The sequence below is a fragment of the Streptomyces sp. NRRL F-5135 genome, assembly GCF_000719775.1.
Classification (GTDB): Bacteria; Actinomycetota; Actinomycetes; order Streptomycetales; family Streptomycetaceae; genus Streptomyces; species Streptomyces hebeiensis.
In genome coordinates this window covers 185,928-201,348 of record NZ_JOHR01000008.1, presented here as the reverse complement: position 1 = coordinate 201,348, position 15,421 = coordinate 185,928, and the positions used below count along the sequence as shown (strand labels likewise).

Annotated in this window: 11 protein-coding genes; 8 read left to right on the top strand and 3 right to left on the bottom strand. The window is 71.5% G+C overall.

Going from position 1 to position 15,421, the window contains the following annotated elements:
* The first annotated feature begins 15 nt into the window (after positions 1-15).
* Complete coding sequence (gene groL / locus IG02_RS0115850) at positions 16-1,641, top strand: chaperonin GroEL (protein ID WP_030747389.1); 1,626 nt, start codon at positions 16-18, stop codon at positions 1,639-1,641.
* Between the two features lie 216 nt (positions 1,642-1,857).
* On the opposite strand, the gene IG02_RS0115845 is transcribed toward groL, so the two are convergent.
* Positions 1,858-2,640 carry an SDR family NAD(P)-dependent oxidoreductase gene (locus tag IG02_RS0115845; protein ID WP_030747386.1) on the bottom strand — a complete coding sequence of 261 codons (783 nt, stop codon included), beginning with the start codon at positions 2,638-2,640 and terminating at the stop codon, positions 1,858-1,860.
* Between the two features lie 178 nt (positions 2,641-2,818).
* Here IG02_RS0115845 and IG02_RS0115840 point away from each other — a divergent pair, with 178 nt between their 5' ends.
* Positions 2,819-3,709 (top strand): LysR family transcriptional regulator, encoded by an 891-nt coding sequence (locus tag IG02_RS0115840; RefSeq protein WP_030747383.1) that lies wholly within the window; start codon positions 2,819-2,821, stop codon positions 3,707-3,709.
* Between the two features lie 172 nt (positions 3,710-3,881).
* On the opposite strand, the gene IG02_RS0115835 is transcribed toward IG02_RS0115840, so the two are convergent.
* On the bottom strand, positions 3,882-4,250 hold the full coding sequence (locus tag IG02_RS0115835; RefSeq protein ID WP_030747381.1) for a WhiB family transcriptional regulator: 369 nt from the start codon (positions 4,248-4,250) through the stop codon (positions 3,882-3,884).
* A 424-nt stretch (positions 4,251-4,674) separates the two neighbouring features.
* On the opposite strand from IG02_RS0115835, the gene IG02_RS0115830 reads away from it, so the two are divergent.
* The 4 genes from IG02_RS0115830 (at position 4,675) to IG02_RS0115810 (ending at position 9,604) form a co-directional block, all read left to right on the top strand.
* Entirely contained in the window at positions 4,675-5,286 is a 612-nt protein-coding gene (locus IG02_RS0115830) for a response regulator transcription factor (protein ID WP_003948568.1), read from the top strand.
* 497 nt (positions 5,287-5,783) lie between these two features.
* A complete protein-coding gene (locus IG02_RS0115825) occupies positions 5,784-6,359 on the top strand; it encodes a sigma-70 family RNA polymerase sigma factor (protein WP_030747378.1) in 576 nt (191 codons plus the stop codon).
* A 372-nt stretch (positions 6,360-6,731) separates the two neighbouring features.
* Positions 6,732-8,234: an IMP dehydrogenase gene (gene guaB, locus IG02_RS0115815; RefSeq protein ID WP_030747375.1), complete on the top strand. Its 1,503-nt coding sequence runs from the start codon at positions 6,732-6,734 to the stop codon at positions 8,232-8,234.
* A 245-nt stretch (positions 8,235-8,479) separates the two neighbouring features.
* Positions 8,480-9,604 carry a GuaB3 family IMP dehydrogenase-related protein gene (locus IG02_RS0115810; protein WP_030747372.1) on the top strand — a complete coding sequence of 375 codons (1,125 nt, stop codon included), beginning with the start codon at positions 8,480-8,482 and terminating at the stop codon, positions 9,602-9,604.
* A 114-nt stretch (positions 9,605-9,718) separates the two neighbouring features.
* Here IG02_RS0115810 and IG02_RS0115805 read toward each other — a convergent pair whose 3' ends face one another.
* The gene (locus IG02_RS0115805; protein ID WP_030747369.1) at positions 9,719-10,981 is read right to left on the bottom strand and encodes a nucleotide sugar dehydrogenase; all 1,263 of its coding nucleotides are present in this window, start codon (positions 10,979-10,981) and stop codon (positions 9,719-9,721) included.
* A 321-nt stretch (positions 10,982-11,302) separates the two neighbouring features.
* Between IG02_RS0115805 and IG02_RS0115800 the strand changes: the two genes are divergently transcribed.
* The gene (locus IG02_RS0115800; protein ID WP_030747366.1) at positions 11,303-13,009 is read left to right on the top strand and encodes a glycerol-3-phosphate dehydrogenase/oxidase; all 1,707 of its coding nucleotides are present in this window, start codon (positions 11,303-11,305) and stop codon (positions 13,007-13,009) included.
* Positions 13,010-13,376: 367 nt separating this feature from the next.
* Positions 13,377-15,341, top strand: coding sequence for a serine/threonine-protein kinase (locus tag IG02_RS0115795; RefSeq protein WP_030747363.1), 1,965 nt, complete (start codon positions 13,377-13,379; stop codon positions 15,339-15,341).
* The last annotated feature ends 80 nt before the right edge of the window (positions 15,342-15,421 follow it).

The window sequence follows — 15,421 nt, the reverse complement described above, 5'->3', positions numbered from 1 at the left end:
ACTGAGAAAGCTCCCATGGCGAAGATCCTGAAGTTCGACGAGGACGCCCGTCGCGCCCTCGAGCGCGGCGTCAACAAGCTTGCCGACACGGTGAAGGTGACGATCGGCCCCAAGGGCCGCAACGTCGTCATCGACAAGAAGTTCGGCGCCCCCACCATCACCAACGACGGTGTCACGATCGCCCGTGAGGTGGAGATCGACGACCCGTACGAGAACCTGGGCGCCCAGCTGGTGAAGGAGGTGGCGACCAAGACCAACGACATCGCCGGCGACGGCACCACCACCGCCACCGTGCTGGCCCAGGCGCTGGTCCGCGAGGGCCTGCGCAACGTCGCCGCGGGTGCCTCCCCGGCCGCGCTGAAGAAGGGCATCGACGCCGCGGTCAAGGCCGTGTCCGACGACCTTCTCGCGACCGCGCGCCCGATCGACGACAAGTCCGACATCGCCGCCGTGGCCGCGCTCTCCGCGCAGGACCAGCAGGTCGGCGAGCTCATCGCCGAGGCGATGGACAAGGTCGGCAAGGACGGTGTCATCACCGTCGAGGAGTCCAACACCTTCGGTCTGGAGCTGGACTTCACCGAGGGCATGGCCTTCGACAAGGGCTATCTGTCCCCGTACATGGTGACCGACCAGGAGCGTATGGAGGCCGTCCTCGACGACCCGTACATCCTGATCCACCAGGGCAAGATCACCTCCATCCAGGACCTGCTGCCGCTGCTGGAGAAGGTCATCCAGGCGGGTGGCTCCAAGCCGCTGCTGATCATCGCCGAGGACGTCGAGGGCGAGGCGCTCTCCACCCTCGTCGTCAACAAGATCCGCGGCACCTTCAACGCGGTCGCGGTGAAGGCCCCCGGCTTCGGTGACCGCCGCAAGGCCATGCTCGGCGACATCGCCACCCTCACGGGCGCGACCGTCATCGCCGAGGAGGTCGGCCTCAAGCTCGACCAGGCCGGTCTGGACGTGCTGGGCTCCGCCCGCCGCGTGACCATCACCAAGGACGACACGACCATCGTCGACGGCGGCGGCAACGCGGCCGACGTCACCGGCCGCGTCAACCAGATCAAGGCCGAGATCGAGACCACGGACTCCGACTGGGACCGCGAGAAGCTCCAGGAGCGCCTCGCGAAGCTGGCCGGCGGCGTGTGCGTGATCCGCGTCGGCGCCGCCACCGAGGTGGAGCTCAAGGAGAAGAAGCACCGTCTGGAGGACGCCATCTCCGCGACCCGCGCCGCGGTCGAGGAGGGCATCGTCTCCGGTGGTGGCTCCGCCCTGGTGCACGCCGCCAAGGTGCTCGAGGGCAACCTGGGCAAGGAGGGCGACGAGGCCACCGGCGTCGCGGTCGTCCGCCGCGCCGTCGTCGAGCCGCTGCGCTGGATCGCCGAGAACGCGGGCCTGGAGGGCTACGTCATCACCGCGAAGGTGGCGGAGCAGGACAAGGGCAGCGGTTTCAACGCCGCGACCGGCGAGTACGTCGACCTGGTGAAGGCCGGCGTCATCGACCCGGTCAAGGTCACGCGCTCCGCGCTGGAGAACGCCGCGTCCATCGCGTCGCTGCTGCTCACGACCGAGACCCTGGTCGTCGAGAAGCCGGCGGAGGAGGAGCCCGAGGCGGCCCACGGCGGTCACGGGCACAGCCACTGACGTGCCCCGCGCGGCGTCCCGCGCGCTGACGGCCGCCCCGGCCGACGCGCACGGCGACGTCACCACCGCACCGACCGAGGCCCGGTGCCCCCTCGCGGGGGTGCCGGGCCCCGGCGCGTTCCCGGCGCGTTTTCCGCGTGTCGCCCGACAGGTCCACCGGGCCCCGTCGGCCCCTCCGGCGCCCCCGGGTCTGCCGGCACCTCCGGTCCGGCGGGGCTACCGAGGCCTGCTGGGGCCGAACTTCCGGCCCGTCTTCGCCGTGACACCGCCCAGCAGCCCGCGCGGGGCCAGCTTCACCGCTCCCATCAGCGCCTTGTAACGCGGGTCCGGGACGGAGACGTTCCGCCCGCGCGCCAGGTCCGCCAGTGCCGCCGTCACCACCTTGTCCGCGTCCAGCCACATCCAGCCAGGGATGTTGCCCGTGCCCATACCGGCCCGCTCGTGGAACTCGGTCCGTACGAAACCGGGACACAGCGCCATCAGCCGTACGCCCGATCCGGCCAGGTCCCGCGCCACGCCCTGGGTGAACTGCACGACCCACGCCTTGGACGCGCCGTACGTGCCGCGCGGCACGAACGCGGCCACCGACGCCACATTGACGACACCGCCCCGGCCGCGCGCCCGCATGCCCGGCACCACCGCCGACGTCAGCCGCAGCACCGCCTCGCAGTGCACCTTCAGCATGGTCAGCTCGTCGGCGACCGGGACGTCGAGGAACGCGCCCTTGTTGGCGAACCCCGCGTTGTTGACCAGCAGATCGACCGGCTGCTTACGGTCCGACAGGCGCTTCTCCACCGACGAGATACCGCTGTCCGTGGCGAGGTCGGCCGTCAGCACCTTCGCCTCGATCCCATGGCGGTCGTGCAGTTCCGTGGCCTGTTCCCGCAGACGCTCCGTGTCGCGTGCCACCAGCACCAGGTTGTGTCCGTCGGCCGCCAGCCGCCGCGCGAAGGCGGCGCCGATCCCCGCCGTCGAGCCCGTAATCAAAGCAGTCGTCATACGCGCACGTTAATGCCTGTGTCCGTGGACTCGCCGCCGGTGCGCGACAGGCGGACACCGGCGTCCGGCCCGTACCGCCCCACGCCACCGCAGGACGAGCCGCCGAGCCCCGCCACCCTGTCTCAAAGTCGATCACCCCTATTCGGTGATACCCCAAAGCGCTCCTTATAATCGAGCAATGATCGAGCCCCGCCACCTCCGCGTCCTGCGCGCCGTCTCCGCCACCGGTTCCTTCTCGGCCGCCGCCCGCGAGCTGGGCTGCACGCAACCGGCCGTCAGCCAGCAGATGAAGGCCCTCGAATCCGCCGCGGGCACCCCGCTGATCGTCCGCGCCGGTCGCGAGATGCGGCTGACGCAGGCGGGCGAGGTGCTCGTACGGCACGCGACGGGCATCCTCGCCGGGCTCACCGCCGCCGAGGAGGAGATCGCCGCCATCGCCGGGCTCCGGGCCGGCCGGGTCCGGCTCGTGTCGTTCCCCAGCGGCAGCTCCACGCTGGTCCCCAGCGCCCTGGCCGCCCTGCGCGCGGCCCATCCCGGCACCCGCGTCTCGCTCGTCGAGGCAGAGCCGCCGAGTTCGGCCGAGATGCTGCGCGCGGGCGACTGCGACGTGGCGCTGGCGTTCCGGTACGGCGGCCCCGGTGAGGAGTGGGACGACCTGGTCGAGCGACCCCTCCTGACGGACCGGCTCGTCGGTGTGGTCCCCGAGGACCACCGGCTGGCGCGGGCGGAGTCGGTGTCGATCGCCGAGCTGGCCGAGGAGGCGTGGATCGCGGGCTGTCCGCGCTGTCGTACCCAGCTCGTGGAAGCGTGCGGGGCGGCGGGATTCAGCCCTCGGATCGACTTCGCGACGGACGACTATCCTGCGGTGATCGGCCTGGTCGCGGCGGGGCTCGGGGTGGCGGTGCTGCCGGAGTTGGCGCTGGCGTCGGCGCGGGTCGACGGCGTCCGTACGCTGAGGGTGGCACCGGCGGTCCGCCGGGAGATCGTGGCGCTGACCCTGCCCGACCTGGCTCAGGTCCCGGCCGTAGCGGCCACGTTGGACGAACTGGAGCGCGCCGCCGAGCGCTGAGCGCGTCGCGAGGCCTGACGGGCGGTCGGGAGCCGGGCGAAAAGGCGCGGGCCGAAAAGGTGCGCGCCGAAAAGGTGCGCGCCGGAAAGACGCGGGCCGGAAGGGCGCAGGCGCCGAGGTGTGGGCCACTCGTGCAGGAACGTTTCTTCTGGGTCTGTCGCTCGCCGACGCGTCATCCGTGCGGGCGAGGCCGGCCTTCCGTGCCGGCCGCGCCGTCGCCGTGTCCCCGCGCGGTCGTCGACGCCGACGTGGTGATCAGCCGCGCGCGGGCCCGCCCCATCAGTTCTTCGCGCTCGTCCTCCGTCAGCCCGCCCCACACGCCGTACGGCTCCCGCACCGCCAGCGCGTGTGCCGCGCACTCCGCGCGGACCGGGCAGCGCATGCACACCTCTTTCGCCGAGTTCTCGCGCGCGCTTCGCGCCGCGCCCCGTTCCCCTTCCGGGTGGAAGAAGAGCGAGCTGTCGACGCCACGACAAGCCGCCAGGAGCTGCCAGTCCCACAGATCCGCGTTCGGTCCGGGAAGGCGGGAGAAATCTGCCATTGCTCATGTCCCCTTGAAACCGTGCTGAGGGCGGATACGGGCCGCGCGGACGTCGGGTCGAGCCCGGCGTGCTACTCGCACCGGTGCTCACGACCGTACATCTACTATCCAAGTAGATGTAAATATGACTCATTGCGAATCTAGCTATAGACGCTGATAAAAGGAAGAAAAACCGCTAAATGGGGCATACCTCTGGGTGCGGACCTGGCGCCCCGGGCCGCTCTCCTGTGTGCGCGACCCCTCACGGGGAGTGCCGAATTGAGGTGCGTGGGCCGTAACTCTTTCGAGTGACCGTCGTTGAATGTGCGAGGCGGTTGAGAGAAACGGCAATCGGGCAAACGTCCGAGAGCGTCAATCGCACAGGTGACGACATGTAACCAGCCTGGAGGCTCAAGGTGACGCGCATCAGCTGCGGAGGACGGTCATGACATCCGTCCTCGTCTGCGACGACTCCCCGCTTGCCCGAGAGGCGCTCCGCCGCGCGGTCGCGACCGTGCCCGGCGTCGAGCGCGTGACGACCGCGGCCAACGGGGAGGAAGTCCTCCGCCGATGGGGCGCCGATCGTTCCGACCTGATTCTGATGGACGTACGGATGCCGGGTCTCGGCGGTGTCGAGACCGTCCGCCGGCTGCTCTCGGCCGACCCCGGCGCCCGCATCATCATGCTCACGGTCGCCGAGGACCTGGACGGAGTCGCGCTCGCGGTCGCGGCCGGAGCCCGTGGCTACCTGCACAAGGACGCCTCGCGCGCCGAGTTGCGCGCCACGGTCACCCAGGCGCTCGCCGACCCGACCTGGCGGCTCGCGCCGCGTCGGCTCCGCTCGGCGGAGATGGGCGCCGCGCCCACCCTCACCGCCCGGGAGATCCAGGTGCTCGAGGGAATGAGTCACGGCCGTTCGAACGCGGAGATCGGCCGTGAGCTGTTCCTCTCCGAGGACACGGTCAAGACGCACGCACGGCGCCTGTTCAAGAAGCTCGGCGCCTCGGACCGCGCCCACGCGGTGGCCCTCGGGTTCCGCTGGGGTCTGGTCCGCTGAGGTCCCTCGGGATCCCGGGGCCGCGGCGGGCTCCGCGGCGTGCCGCCCGTCGCAGGGCCCTGCCCGGCCGGCCGCCGCGGCCGGTCACCGCGGCCGGGCCCGCGCCCGTACCAGGGCCCGCACACGCACCCGTACCCGGACTCGTGTCCGGGCCCGCTGTCGTACCCGGCCCGAGCCCGCCTCCGGGCTTGTGCCGGTCGCCGGGCGGTCGGCGGCCGCCCGGTCCGGTTCCGGGCCCTGCCCCGCTGGTCGGGGCGCTGTCCGGGGGCGCGCGGACGCTCCGGAACTGCCCGGAGCGCAGGGGGACGTATGCCCGTACGCACCCGTTTCCCGCGCGATGCCGCATCCTTGAAGGTGTGGAGTTCCTCGGGGACGAGTCGGACGAGCGCGAGGGGAGAGCGCAGGGGATGAGTTCTGCGGCACCCGCTCATAACGCTTCGGTGCACAACTACGGACGTGGAGCCGCTGATTCTGAGCGGCCAAGGCACCATGGACCGATGCGCGATGACGAGACCACGGTGATCGGTGCGCTCGTTCACCGTGCCGTCGACGGCGACGAACGGGCCACGCACGACCTCCTGGCCCGTGTCCACCCGCTCGCGCTGCGCTACTGCCGTACGCGGCTGAGCCGGCTGCCCGGTGACGCTCGCCACTTCGTGGAGGATCTCGCGCAGGAGGTCTGTGTCGCGGTGCTGATGGCGCTGCCGCGCTACCGCGACACCGGCAGACCCTTCGAGGCGTTCGTCTTCGCCATCGCCGGACACAAGGTCGCCGACCTCCAGCGGTCCGCCATGCGCCATCCGGGATCCACCGCCGTGCCGTCCGACGAGATGCCCGAGCGGCCGGACGACTCGCTGGGCCCCGAGGAGCGCGCGCTGCTCAGCAGCGACGCCGAGTGGGCCAAGAAACTGCTGGCCAACCTGCCCGAGAACCAGCGTGAGCTGCTGGTGCTGCGCGTCGCCGTCGGGCTGACGGCGGAGGAGACCGGCCAGCTGCTGGGCATGTCCCCGGGCGCGGTCCGGGTCGCCCAGCACCGCGCCCTCAGCAGGCTGCGGGCGCTGGCCGGGCAGTAACCCACGGGCGGGGGATCACCGGGCCGGGGGACTGCGGGACGGACATCCGAGGGCTCGGGTGGTACGGACCGGGCGGCCCGGGTGGCACGGGCAGGCCCGTCCGGGGCCGGCGGCCGGATCGCGGCCGTTCTGGCGCGGCGGTGGCGCAGAGGTGCGTCGCGGCGGCGGTCCGGGAGCGAGCGGACCGCACCGTCCGAGACGCCCGTTGAACAGCATATGGTCGTACCGCGTACGTCCATACATACGTCCATACAGACGACCGCGCTCCCGGCCGCGCTCACCCGGCCGGTCACCGTGATCGTGGAATGAGGGGCCCGCGAAGGCCGTTAGCATGGACATCCGCACCGATCAAGGCCATTTGGGGAAGGTGTCATGACTGCAAACGTCGACGGAGTGCCCGAGAAATTCGCGACGCTCGGGCTGACATACGACGACGTGCTGCTGCTTCCGGGCGCGTCCGACATGACGCCCGACGCCATCGACACCTCGTCCAGCATCTCCAAGAACGTCCGGGTGAACATCCCGCTGCTCTCCGCGGCGATGGACAAGGTCACCGAGGCCCGGATGGCCATCGCGATGGCACGCCAGGGCGGCGCCGGGGTGCTGCACCGCAACCTGTCCATCGCCGACCAGGCCAACCAGGTCGACCTGGTGAAGCGCTCCGAGTCCGGCATGGTCACCGACCCGATCACGGTGCACCCGGACGCCACGCTCGCCGAGGCGGACCAGCTGTGTGCCAAGTTCCGGATCAGCGGTGTCCCGGTCACCGACGGCGGCGGCAAGCTGCTCGGCATCGTCACCAACCGTGACATGGCCTTCGAGGCGGACCGGACCCGCCAGGTGCGCGAGGTCATGACCCCGATGCCCCTCGTCACCGGCAAGGTCGGCATCTCCGGCGTGGACGCCATGGAGCTGCTGCGCAGGCACAAGATCGAGAAGCTGCCGCTGGTCGACGACGCGGGGGTGCTCCGCGGTCTGATCACGGTCAAGGACTTCGTCAAGGCGGAGAAGTACCCGAACGCGGCCAAGGACAAGGAGGGCCGGCTGCTGGTCGGCGCGGCGGTCGGCGTCGCGGGCGACGCGTACGAACGCGCGCAGGCGCTGATCGAGGCGGGCGTCGACTTCATCGTCGTGGACACCGCCCACGGCCACTCCCGGCTGGTCGGGGACATGGTCGCCAAGATCAAGTCCAACTCGACGGTCGATGTCGTCGGAGGCAACATCGCCACCCGCGACGGCGCTCAGGCACTGATCGACTCCGGTGTCGACGGCATCAAGGTCGGTGTCGGTCCCGGTTCCATCTGTACGACGCGCGTGGTCGCCGGTATCGGCGTCCCCCAGGTGACGGCGATCTACGAGGCGTCGCTCGCCGCCAAGGAGGCCGGTGTCCCGGTCATCGGCGACGGTGGCCTGCAGTACAGCGGTGACATCGCGAAGGCCCTGGTCGCGGGGGCGGACACGGTGATGCTCGGCTCGCTGCTCGCGGGGTGCGAGGAGTCGCCGGGCGAGCTGCTGTTCATCAACGGCAAGCAGTTCAAGTCGTACCGCGGCATGGGCTCGCTGGGCGCGATGCAGACGCGTGGCGACCAGCGGTCGTTCTCCAAGGACCGGTACTTCCAGGAGGGCGTGGCCTCCGACGAGAAGCTGGTGCCCGAGGGCATCGAGGGCCAGGTGCCCTACCGGGGCCCGCTCTCCGCGGTCGTGCACCAGCTGACCGGCGGACTGCGCCAGTCGATGTTCTACGTCGGCGGGCGGACGGTGCCGGAGCTCCAGGAGCGCGGCCGGTTCGTGCGGATCACCTCGGCGGGGCTCAAGGAGAGCCACCCGCACGACATCCAGATGACGGTCGAGGCGCCGAACTACAGCCGGGGCTGACCGGCGGCGAATCGCCCGAACGGACCGTACAAACGCGACGTACGAACGGATCGAACATGTCCCCGAGGGGCGGCTCCGGTGGTTTCCGGAGCCGCCCCTCGGCGCGTACGGGGCGTGTCCGTGGCGTGTCGGGGGGCCCGCGTCGCATGAAGACGGGGCGTACCGGCCGGGCACCGCGCCCGGTACGGCTGTCGGAGGCGTCGGGGATACTGGGACCGCAGACGTAGAGGGAAAGGCCACACATCGTGACTGAGATCGAGATCGGGCGCGGCAAGCGCGGCCGCAGGGCGTACGCCTTCGACGACATCGCCGTCGTCCCCAGCCGGCGCACCCGGGACCCGAAGGAGGTCTCGATCGCCTGGCAGATCGACGCCTACCGGTTCGAGCTGCCCTTCCTGGCCGCTCCGATGGACTCCGTCGTCTCCCCGCGGACCGCCATCCGTATCGGTGAACTCGGCGGCCTGGGGGTGCTCAACCTGGAAGGCCTGTGGACCCGGTACGAGGACCCGCAGCCGCTGCTCGACGAGATCGCCGGCCTGGACGGCGTGACGGCCAACCGCCGCCTCCAGGAGATCTACGCCGAGCCGATCAAGGAAGAGCTGATCGGGCAGCGCATCAAGGAGGTGCGGGACTCGGGCGTGGTGACGGCGGCCGCGCTCTCGCCCCAGCGCACCGCGCAGTTCTCCAAGGCCGTGGTGGACGCCGGCGTCGACATCTTCGTCATCCGCGGCACGACGGTCTCCGCGGAGCACGTCTCCTCGGCGGCCGAGCCGCTGAACCTGAAGCAGTTCATCTACGAGCTGGACGTGCCGGTCATCGTCGGCGGCTGCGCCACGTACACCGCGGCGCTGCACCTGATGCGGACGGGCGCGGCGGGCGTGCTGGTCGGCTTCGGCGGCGGCGCGGCGCACACCACGCGCAACGTGCTGGGCATCCAGGTCCCGATGGCGACCGCCGTGGCGGACGTCGCGGCGGCCCGCCGGGACTACATGGACGAGTCCGGCGGACGGTACGTGCACGTCATCGCGGACGGCGGCGTCGGCTGGTCGGGCGACCTGCCCAAGGCGATCGCCTGCGGTGCGGACTCGGTCATGATCGGTTCCCCGCTGGCCCGGGCGTCGGACGCACCGGGGAAGGGCCACCACTGGGGCATGGAGGCGGTCCACGAGGACGTGCCGCGCGGCAAGCTGGTGGACCTGGGGATCGTCGGGACGACGGAGGAGGTCCTGACGGGCCCGTCGCACATCCCCGACGGCTCGATGAACTTCTTCGGAGCGCTGCGCAGGGCCATGGCGACGACGGGATACAGCGAGCTCAAGGAGTTCCAGCGCGTCGAGGTGACGGTGGCGGACTCGCAGCACCGTCGCTGACGGCGGGCGGCCGAGAGCGGGTGGTGGACGGCGGGGCAGCGGGGCAGCGGCTGGGCAGCGGCCGCGGGCCGGCGGGTGTCGCCGAGCCCGGCGGGCGGGGCGTGCCGAGGCGGCTCAGAGGCGGTAGGCCGCGCCCGCGGGAGTCGCCCCCCTGGTGTCGAGGAGCAGTTGCGCCTTGACCGCCAGCCCCTGGAGGTCGTACGTGCGGTGGTGCTGGAGCAGCAGGGTCAGATCGGCGTCGGCGGCGGCCTCGTACAGGGAGTCCGCGCGCGGTACGGGCCGGTCGCGTACGCGCCAGTCGTGGATGTAGGGGTCGTGGTAGCTGACGGCCGCGCCCAGGTCGGACAGCCGGCAGGCGATCTCGGTGGCCGGTGAGTCCTGCCGGTCGGCGAGGTCGGGCTTGTAGGTGACGCCGAGGAGCAGCACCCGGGCGCCGCGTGCCGACTTGCCGTGTTCGTTGAGGAGGGTGGCGCAGCGCTGGATGACGTACTGCGGCATCCGGCTGTTGATCTCCCGCGCGAGCCCGACCATGCGCAGGGGGTGGCCGGGTGTGCGCCCGGCGCCCGGCAGGTAGCCGGGGTCCAGTGCCACGCCGTGGCCGCCGACCCCGGGGCCCGGCCGGAACGCCTGGAAGCCGAACGGCTTGGTCTCGGCGCACCGGATGACGTCCCACAGGTCGACGCCGAGGTCGTGGCAGAGCACGGCCATCTCGTTGACCAGGGCGATGTTGACGTGCCGGAAGTTGGTCTCCAGGAGCTTGACGGTTTCCGCCTCGCGCGGACCGCGGGCCCGGACGACCTTGTCGGTGAGACGGCCGTAGAACGCGGCGGCGGCCTCGGTGCAGGCCGGCGTGAGGCCGCCGATCACCTTGGGGGTGTTGGCCAGGCCGTGGGTGCGGTTCCCGGGGTCGAGCCTGCCGGGGGAGTAGGCGAGGTGGAAGTCGCGGCCGGCGCGCAGGCCCGAGCCGTCTTCCAGGAGGCCGCGCAGGAAGCCTTCCGTGGTGCCGGGCGCGACCGGTGACTCCAGCAGCACGGTGGTGTGCGGACGCAGCCGGGCGGCCAGCGCGGCCGCCGCGTCGCCGATCGCGGTGAGGTCCGGGGTGCCGTCGGCGCCGAGCGGGGCGGGCGCGCAGATCACGGCGGTACGGACCCGGCCCAGCGCGTCGGGGGTGGTGGTGGGCCGGAAGCCGCCCGAGAGCATCCGGCGGATGTCGGCGGCGGTGAGCGGGCCGTCGAGGGGGGCGTGGCCGGCGGTCAGATCCGTGACCGGTCGGGGGTCGGTGTCGTAGCCGATGGTGTCGATACCGGCGGCCACGGCGGCCTGGGCGAGGGGCAGGCCGAGATGACCGAGGCCGATGACGGCGAGATCTGCGGGCACGGCGGTGGCCGTCCTTCCCTTGGCCGGAGTGGACAGAAGGCGCGAGTCCGATGGACACATGGGCAGGCGCACCGTCAGACTAGGCGTAAATATGACCGTTATGTGGCATTGCTCGCCGTGGCCGGGTTATTTGTTGGGTTATTCATTGGACGGCCAGGTGCGGGCATAGCCATGCGTCACCCGCGTCGCCCGTGGCCCCCATACACCCGTGCGATCCGTGAACCGGAATCGGAGTTATCCACAGGCGGTGGCTGAAGTCGCGTGGTGCGGACAGAATCGAAGCTGTGAGCCCGACCACATGGGGGACGACGGGAGGCAGCGGTGAGGACAGCGACACTGGGGCCCGTGGAGCGCGGCCAGGCGCTCGAGGCGATGGCCGAGCGTGAACTGGACGTGCTGGTCGTGGGCGCGGGCGTGGTGGGTGCCGGGACCGCTCTCGACGCCGTGACCCGAGGACTGACGACCGGACTGGTCGAGGCGCGGGACTGGGCGTCCGGCACGTCGAGCCGGTCGAGCAAGCTGATCCACGGCGGCCTGCGCTATCTGGAGATGCTCGACTTCGCCCTCGTACGGGAAGCTCTCAAGGAGAGGGGGCTGCTCCTGGAGAAGCTGGCCCCTCACCTGGTGAAGCCGGTGCCTTTCCTGTATCCGCTGCGGCACCGGGGCTGGGAGCGGCTCTACGCGGGCACGGGCGTCGCGCTGTACGACACGATGTCCGTCTCGTCCGGGCACGGCAGGGGCCTGCCGGTCCACCGCCACCTCTCGCGGCGGCACGCGCTGCGGGTGGCCCCCTGCCTGAAGAAGGACGCGCTGGTCGGCGCGTTGCAGTACTACGACGCGCAGATGGACGACGCGCGCTTCGTCACCACCCTGGTCCGTACGGCCGCGACGTACGGCGCGCACGTGGCCTCCCGGGCTCGGGTGACCGGGTTCCTGCGGGAGGGCGAGCGGGTGGTCGGGGCGCGGGTCCAGGACGTCGAGGCCGGCGGGGAGTACGAGATCCGGGCCAAGCAGATCGTCAACGCGACCGGGGTGTGGACGGACGACACCCAGTCGCTGATCGCCGAGCGCGGACAGTTCCACGTCCGCGCGTCCAAGGGCATCCACCTGGTCGTGCCCAAGGACCGGATCCACTCCACGACGGGCCTGATCCTGCGGACCGAGAAGTCGGTGCTGTTCGTCATCCCCTGGGGCCGTCACTGGATCGTGGGCACCACCGACACGGACTGGGACCTGGACAAGGCCCACCCCGCGGCCTCCAGCGCGGACATCGACTACCTGCTGGAACATGTGAACGCGGTGCTGTCGGTCCCGCTGACCCGGGACGACGTCCAGGGCGTGTACGCGGGGCTGCGCCCCCTGCTGGCCGGGGAGTCGGACGCGACCAGCAAGCTCTCCCGCGAGCACACGGTCGCGCACCCCGTGCCCGGCATGGTGGTCGTCGCCGGCGGCAAGTACACGACGTACCGGGTGATGGCCAAGGACGCCGTGGACGAGGCGGTGCACGGCCTCGACCGGCGGGTGGCGGACTGCGTCACGGAGGAGGTGCCGCTGCTCGGCGCCGAGGGCTTCGCCGCGCTCTGGAACGGGCGGGCCGGCCTGGCCGCGCGCACCGGACTGCATGTGGCACGCGTGGAACACCTGCTGAACCGCTACGGGACGGTGGTGGGGGAGCTGCTGGACCTGATCACCGCCGACCCGGGCCTGGGCGAGCCGCTGGCCGCCGCCGACGACTATCTGCGGGCCGAGATCGTCTACGCGGCCTCGCACGAGGGCGCGCGCCATCTCGACGACGTGCTCACGCGCCGGACCCGGATCTCCATAGAGACCTTCGACCGGGGCGCGCGCAGCGCGCGGGAGTGCGCGGAGCTGATGGCGCCGGTGCTCGGCTGGGGCGCGGACCAGGTGGACCGCGAGGTCGAGCACTACGAGAAACGGGTCGAGGCGGAACGGGAGTCGCAGCGGCAGCCGGACGACCGGACCGCGGACGCGGCGCGACTCGGCGCGCCTGACATCGTGCCGATCTGAGCGGCCGCCGGGCCGTGCGGCCCTCCAGGGCCGCCGGCCCGTGACGCGGGCAGCCATGGCGGACAGGCCAAATCGGGGGTGAACGGCTCTACAAGACACGTTGTCACTCTTCCGGCCTATGGGGAGAACGCCGATTCGTGGCGCGACCGCATCCATTTCGAACAGAGTTCTGGGCGGCAAGGTGGCCGGACGGGGGCGGAGGAGGGGCCCGGTGAGGTCTTTTTCACCGTCCTTCCCCCGCCGGACGCGGGCCCCGCGAACGGTGACGGTCCCGGAGTGAGGGACAATGAAGGCTCTGCCAGGGGGCGTTACGCACCGCGCGGGTGGGCGGCGGTCGCGCCAGGATCGGGTATCGCAGAGGGGACGCATGTCGGAGTCGAAGCAGTTGCGGGACACGGCGAAGGAGCCCCGTAAGGACGCGGACAAGAGCGCCGACACCAGCCCCGAGGGGCGGCTGCTCGCGGGGCGGTACCGGCTCGGCGCGGTCCTCGGGCGCGGCGGCATGGGCACCGTCTGGCGAGCCCTCGACGAGACACTCGGCCGTACGGTCGCGGTGAAGGAGCTGCGGTTCCCCTCCAGCATCGACGAGGACGAGAAGCGACGGCTCATCACGCGCACGCTGCGCGAGGCCAAGGCGATCGCCCGGATCCGCAACAACGGCGCCGTCACCGTCTTCGACGTCGTGGACGAGGACGACCGGCCCTGGATCGTCATGGAGCTGGTCGAGGGCAAGTCGCTGGCCGAAGCGATCCGGGAGGACGGCCTCCTGTCACCGAGACGGGCGGCCGAGGTGGGCCTCGCCGTCCTGGACGTCCTGCGTTCGGCGCACCGCGAGGGCATTCTGCACCGGGACGTGAAGCCGTCGAACGTGCTCATCGCCGAGGACGGGCGGGTCGTCCTCACGGACTTCGGGATCGCCCAGGTCGAGGGCGACCCGTCGGTCACCTCCACCGGAATGCTCGTCGGCGCCCCCTCCTACATCTCGCCCGAGCGCGCCCGGGGGCACAAGCCGGGGCCCGCCGCCGACCTCTGGTCGCTCGGCGGCCTGCTGTACGCGTCGGTGGAGGGCTGTCCCCCGTACGACAAGGGTTCGGCCATAGCGACCCTCACGGCCGTGATGACCGAGCCGCTGGACCCGCCCAAGAACGCGGGGCCGCTGACGGAGGTCATCTACGGGCTCCTCGCCAAGGATCCGGCCCAGCGGCTGGACGAGGCGGGTGCGCGGGTGCTGCTCGAAGGGGTCCTCAACGCGCCGGAGGAGCCGGCGCGGGAGCCGGAACCCGAGCCGGAGGCCACCCGGGTCGTTCCGCTGCCGCCGCTGCCCGCCGCCGATCCGGCCACGCCGGCTGCGCGGCCCGTGGCGGCCGCGGCCGCCGGGGGTGCCGACCGGCTGCGCGGCGCGCTGCGCTCCGCGAAGAACGCGGCGGCGGCCGGGTCCGGCGCGGTGGGCGCGCGGCGGACGGAGCCCGTGGCTCCGCCGCGGCCGGTGCCGCCACGCGCGTCGCTCACCGACGTCGTGCCCCGGCGCACACTGGTGATCATCGCGGTCGTCGCCGCGCTGGCGTTGATCTCCACGGTCCTGATCGTCGCGTTCAGCGGCGACTCCTCCGAGGACGCGAACGGATCGAAGGCGGGCCGGGACGGCTCGGCCGTATCGGCGGGCACCTCCACCGGCAACGAGGATGTGGAGAACGGCGGACGCGACACGGACTCGCCCAAGAGCGCGGACGAGGGCGGCACGAGCGGACGGTCGGAGCCGGACTCGGGCAAGGACTCCGGCTCCGACGAGAAGGCGTCGGAGGGTCCGGACGCCTCGGACGGTGCGGGCGACGACGGCGGGGACGGCCGGGGCGGCGAGAAGGGCGACGGGAAACTGCCGGCGGACTACGCCACCGTCACGGATGATCAATTCCGCTTCTCGATGGCCATGCCGAAGGGTTTTCACCGGACCGGTATAGCCGGACAGAACTCTGGCGGCATTTTCAGTGAGAACGGCGGATTCCCGCGCGTGCAGGTGGACTTCGGCGGCAGCCCGACCGACGACGCCGCGGCCGCCTGGCGGGCGGCCGAGCCCGCGGTCAGGGGGAGCAGCAGCAATTACCGGCTGATCGACATCAAGAAGGTCGACTACAAGGGCTATCCGACCGTCGCGGACTGGGCGTTCGAGCGTGATCAGAGCGGCAAGCGGATACGGGTCCTGAACAGGGGTTTCAAGATCGACGACAAGCGCGGCTACTCGATCATGATCAGTTGTCGCGCGGAGGCATGGGACTCGGAGAAGTGTGAGACCCTGCGCGAGACGGCATTCGCCACGTTCGCACCGAAGGGCTGAACGGGCGGATGAATGGGGCTCGTTGCGGGGATGGATGTGGTTCGGCGAAGGCGTATGTTCCCGGGTCGGTTACCGCGACC

Coding starts and splice junctions, on each gene's coding strand:
- guaB (WP_030747375.1), top strand. CDS start 6,732: ATGACTGCAAACGTCGACGGAGTGCCCGAGAAATTCGCGACGCTCGGG.
- IG02_RS0115835 (WP_030747381.1), bottom strand. CDS start 4,250: ATGGCAGATTTCTCCCGCCTTCCCGGACCGAACGCGGATCTGTGGGAC.
- IG02_RS0115795 (WP_030747363.1), top strand. CDS start 13,377: ATGTCGGAGTCGAAGCAGTTGCGGGACACGGCGAAGGAGCCCCGTAAG.
- IG02_RS0115825 (WP_030747378.1), top strand. CDS start 5,784: ATGCGCGATGACGAGACCACGGTGATCGGTGCGCTCGTTCACCGTGCC.
- IG02_RS0115830 (WP_003948568.1), top strand. CDS start 4,675: ATGACATCCGTCCTCGTCTGCGACGACTCCCCGCTTGCCCGAGAGGCG.
- groL (WP_030747389.1), top strand. CDS start 16: ATGGCGAAGATCCTGAAGTTCGACGAGGACGCCCGTCGCGCCCTCGAG.
- IG02_RS0115845 (WP_030747386.1), bottom strand. CDS start 2,640: ATGACGACTGCTTTGATTACGGGCTCGACGGCGGGGATCGGCGCCGCC.
- IG02_RS0115840 (WP_030747383.1), top strand. CDS start 2,819: ATGATCGAGCCCCGCCACCTCCGCGTCCTGCGCGCCGTCTCCGCCACC.